The sequence below is a fragment of the Streptomyces sp. XM83C genome, from assembly GCF_023072675.1.
GTDB lineage: Bacteria > Actinomycetota > Actinomycetes > Streptomycetales > Streptomycetaceae > Streptomyces > Streptomyces thermocoprophilus.
Genome location: NZ_JALLGL010000415.1, coordinates 1 through 4,321 on the forward strand (window position 1 = coordinate 1; position 4,321 = coordinate 4,321).

A 4,321-nucleotide genomic window follows, 5' to 3' on the forward strand; every position below is an offset into this window, starting at 1 on the left:
GGCGGTGGTGGGCGAGGGCGTCGAGGGCGGCGTTGGCGGCGGCGTAGTTGGCTTGTCCGGCGTTGCCGAGGGTGCCGGCGATGGAGGAGAAGAGGACGAAGTGGGCGAGGTCGTGGTGGGTGGTGAGGTGGTGGAGGTGGTGGGCGGCGTGGGTTTTGGGCTGCCAGACGTGGTGGAGGCGGTCGGGGGTCTGCTGGGCGAGGATGCCGTCGTCGAGGAGTCCTGCGGTGTGGACGACGAGGGTGAGGGGGTGGGTGAGGTTGTCGAGGAGGGTGGTGAGGGTGTGGTGGTCGGTGATGTCGAGGGCTTCGACGGTGACGGTGGCGCCGTGGTTTTCGAGTTCGGTGACGAGTTCGGGCATGCCGTCGGCGTCGAGTCCGCGTCGTCCGGTGAGCAGGAGGTGGCGGATGTGGTGGTGGGTGACGAGGTGGCGGGCGACGAGGCGGCCGAGGGTGCCGGTGGCGCCGGTGATGAGGGCGGTGCCGTGGGGGTCGATGGGCCGGGGGAGGGTGAGGACGACCTTGCCGGTGTGGCGGGCCTGGCTGACGTGGCGGAAGGCTTCGGGGGCGTGGCGGATGTCCCAGGCGGTCAGCGGGAGCGGGGTGAGCACCCCCGCCTCGAACAGTTCCAGGCAGGCGTCGAGCATCCGGCCGATCAGCTCCGGCCCGGCCTCCGGCAGGTCGAACGCCCGGTAGGTGACACCGGGATGCCGTGCGGCCACCTCGTCGGCGTCGCGGATGTCGGTCTTGCCCATCTCCACGAACCGTCCGCCGCTGTCGCCGAGGGCGCGCAGTGAGGCATCGACGAACTCACCGGCGAGGGAGTCCAGGACGACGTCCACGCCCTTGCCGCCGGTGACGTCGAGGATGTGCTTCTCGAAGTCGAGGTCGCGGGAGGAGGCGATGTGGGTGTCGTCGAAGCCCATCGCGCGCAGCGTCGGCCACTTGGGCCGGCTGGCGGTGGCGTACACCTCGGCGCCGAGGTGGCGGGCGAGCTGCACGGCGGCCATGCCGACACCACCGGTCGCGGCGTGGATCAGCACGGACTCGCCGGCCTTCAGCCCGGCCAGCTCCACCAGCGCGTAGTACGCGGTGAGGAACACCGCCGGCACGGACGCGGCCTGCGCGAACGTCCACCCCTGCGGGATGTGCGCCAGTGTGCGCGAGTCCGCCACGGCCGTCGGCCCGTACGAGCCCGGCACCAGACCCATGACCCGGTCGCCCACCGCGAAGCCGGTGACACCGGGGCCGGTCTCCAGCACGACACCGGACGCCTCCCAGCCGAGGCCGTGAGGGCTCTCCACCATGCCGAGGGCGACGACGACATCGCGGAAGTTCAGGCCTGCCGCGCGGATGCCGAGGCGCACCTCGCCCTCCGCGAGCGGACGCAGCGCCTCCTCGTACGGCACCAGCGACAGCCCGTCCAGGGTGCCGTCACCGCTCGCCGCCAGCCGCCACGCCGGCACGTCGGCGGGCGGCACGAGCGCGTCGTCCGCCGCCGCGCGCGTGAGTCGCGGCACCCGCAAGGTGCCTGCCCGCACAGCCAGTTGGGGCTCGCCGCAGGACAGCGCGCGGCGCAGCGCGGCATCGTCCGCGCCGTCGGTGTCGATCAGCGTGAACCGGCCGGGGTTCTCGGCCTGCGCCGTACGGACCAGACCCCATATCGCGGCCTGCGCCGCATCGGCGTCCTCCCCCGGCGCGGCGGGCACCGCGCCTCGGGTGAGCAGCACCAGCCGGGCACCGTCGAACCGGTCGTCGGACAGCCAGCGCTGCACGGCCTCCAGCACGGCCACCGCGGGCTGTACGGCGTCGCCGTCGGGGCAGGTCAGCACCGCGCCGTCGAGCCGGCCGCCGAGCGTGTCGGCCAGTTCGTCGAGGCCGGCGTGGACGGGCAGCCCGGCGGCCGGCGCCCCGACCGCCGCCCATGCCTCCAGCGGCGCGTCCTGCGCGGGGAACTCCTCCCAGCCGAGCCGGTACAGATGCGTGGCCCGGTCGGCGGGCTCCGCGAGGGACGCGGCGGGCACGGCCCGCACATGCAGCCGGCCCGCGCTCAGCACCGCCTGCCCGGCCTCGTCGGCCGCGTCGACGGCCAGGCCGTCCGCGCCGTCGGGGGTGAGCCGGACCCGCAGCGCGGTCGCGCCGGTCGCGGTCAGCGTCACGTCCTGGAACGCGAACGGCAGCCGCAGCTCGTCCGAGCCGGCGACGAACGGGTGCAGGGCCGCGTCGAGCAGCACCGGGTGCAGCCCGTACCCGTCGGCGGTGAGCCCGTCCGGCAGGGCGACCTCGGCGAACAGCACGTCGTCGCGCCGCCACACGGCTCGCACCGCGCGGAAGGCGGGCCCGTAGTCGTAGCCGGCGTCGGCCAGCTGGTCGTAGGCCTCGTCGAAGGGCACCGGCGTCGCGTCGGCGGGCGGCCAGGCCGCCGCCCATGAGGGGGCCGGGGTGGGGGCAGGCGTGGTGGTGGCGACGCCGGAGGCGTGCCGCACCCAGTCGGCGGCGTCGTCGCCACGCGAGTACACCTTGACGGTGCGGGCGTCCTCGGGGCCGCCGGCGACGACCTGGATGCGCAGGTCGCCCTCGTCGGGCAGCACCAGCGGCGACTCGAAGGTCAGCTCGGTCACCCGGTCGCAGCCCAGCTGGTCAGCGGTGTGCAGGACGAGGTCCAGCAGGGCGGTGCCGGGCACGATCAGCCGGCCGCCCATGCGGTGGTCGGCGAGCCACGGCAGGTCGGCGACCGACAGCCGGCCGGTGGCGACGGCGCCGTCCTCGCCGGCGACGTCCAGGAGCGCGCTGAGCATCGGGTGCGCGGCGGGCCGCAGCCCGGCCGAGGCGACATCGGCGCCGTCCTGGCCGGTGAGCCAGCTCCGCCGCCGGTCGAAGGCGTACGTGGGCAGGTCGACGGCCCGGCCGCCGGCGGCGAGCGCCGCCCAGTCGACTGCCGTACCGGCGGTGAACGCCTCCGCGAGGCAGCCCAGCAGGGCGTCGTCCTCGCGGCGGTCCCGGCTGTGCAGGGCGGCGACCGTGGCGGTGGCGCCGTCCAGGCTCTCCTTCGCCATCGCCGACAGCACCGCGCGCGGGCCGACCTCCAGGAACGCGGTCACCTTCCGGTCGTGCAGCTCCCGGACGACGGAGTGGAACATCACCGGGCGGCGGATCTGCTCCAGCCAGTAGGCGGGCTCCGCCCAGGAGGCGGTGACGTCCGTGCCGGTCAGGTCGGTGACATGGGGCAGCCGCGGGGTGCGGAACGCCAGCTCGTCCAGGACCTGGGCGAACGCGTCGAGCATGGGCTCCATCAGCGGGGAGTGGAAGGCGTGGCTGACGGTGAGCCGCTTGGTGCGCCGGCCGAGCGCGTCGAAGTGCGCGGCCACGGCGAGGCAGGTCTCCTCGTCGCCGGAGACGACGACGCCGGCCGGCCCGTTGACGGCGGCGATACCGGCCGACTCCTCCCGGCCGGCGAGCACCGGCAGGACCTCGTCCGCGGACGCGGCGATCGCCACCATGGCGCCCCGGACCTGAAGGTCCTGCATCAGCCGGCCGCGGGCGGTGACCATGCGGGCGGCGTCGGCCAGGTCCCACACGCCGGCGACATGGGCGGCGGCGATCTCGCCGACGGAGTGCCCGGCGATCTCGTCGGGCCGTACACCCAGCGACTCCAGCAGCCTGTACGCGGCGACCTGGTAGGCGAACAGGGCGGGCTGGGTGAAGCAGGTCTCGTTCAGCAGTTCCGCCTCGGCGGTGCCGGGCTCGGCCCACATGATGTCGCGCAGGGGCCGCTCCAGGTGCGGGTCGAGCGCGGCGCACGCCTCGTCGAAGGCGCGGGCGAACTCCGGGAACGCCGCGTACAGTTCGCGGCCCATGCCGGGCCGCTGCCCGCCCTGGCCGGTGAAGAGGAACGCGGTCCGGGCGAGCGCTCGGGCCCGGCCGGTGACGGCGGTGCCGGGCGTGCCGTCGCGCAGGGCGGCCACACCGGCGAGGAGTTCCTCCCGGTCCCCGCCGGTCACCACCGCGCGGTGCGTCAGCAGGGAGCGGGTGCGGGTGAGGGAGTACGCCACGTCGAGCGGGTGTACGGCGGGATCGGCGGCGACCCTGTCGTGGAGGCGGGCGGCCTGCGCGCGCAGCGAGGTGTCGTTGTGCGCGCTGAGCACCCACGCGTACGGGGCGGTGCGCTCCGGCTCGCCGGCGCTGCCCGCGCCGGCGGCCTCCTGGGCCTGCGGGGCTTGTTCGAGGATGATGTGGGCGTTGGTGCCGCTGATGCCGAAGGAGGAGACGGCGGCGCGGCGGGGGCGGCCGGTGTCGGGCCATTCCTGGGCCGTGGCGAGGGG

General features: G+C 75.3%; 1 protein-coding gene. It reads right to left on the minus strand.

All coding sequences use genetic code 11. The features are described from left to right. Window positions 1–4,321, minus strand: a 4,321-nt coding sequence (locus MTQ10_RS28360) for an SDR family NAD(P)-dependent oxidoreductase (RefSeq protein WP_247473192.1), incomplete at both ends; no start/stop codon positions are given.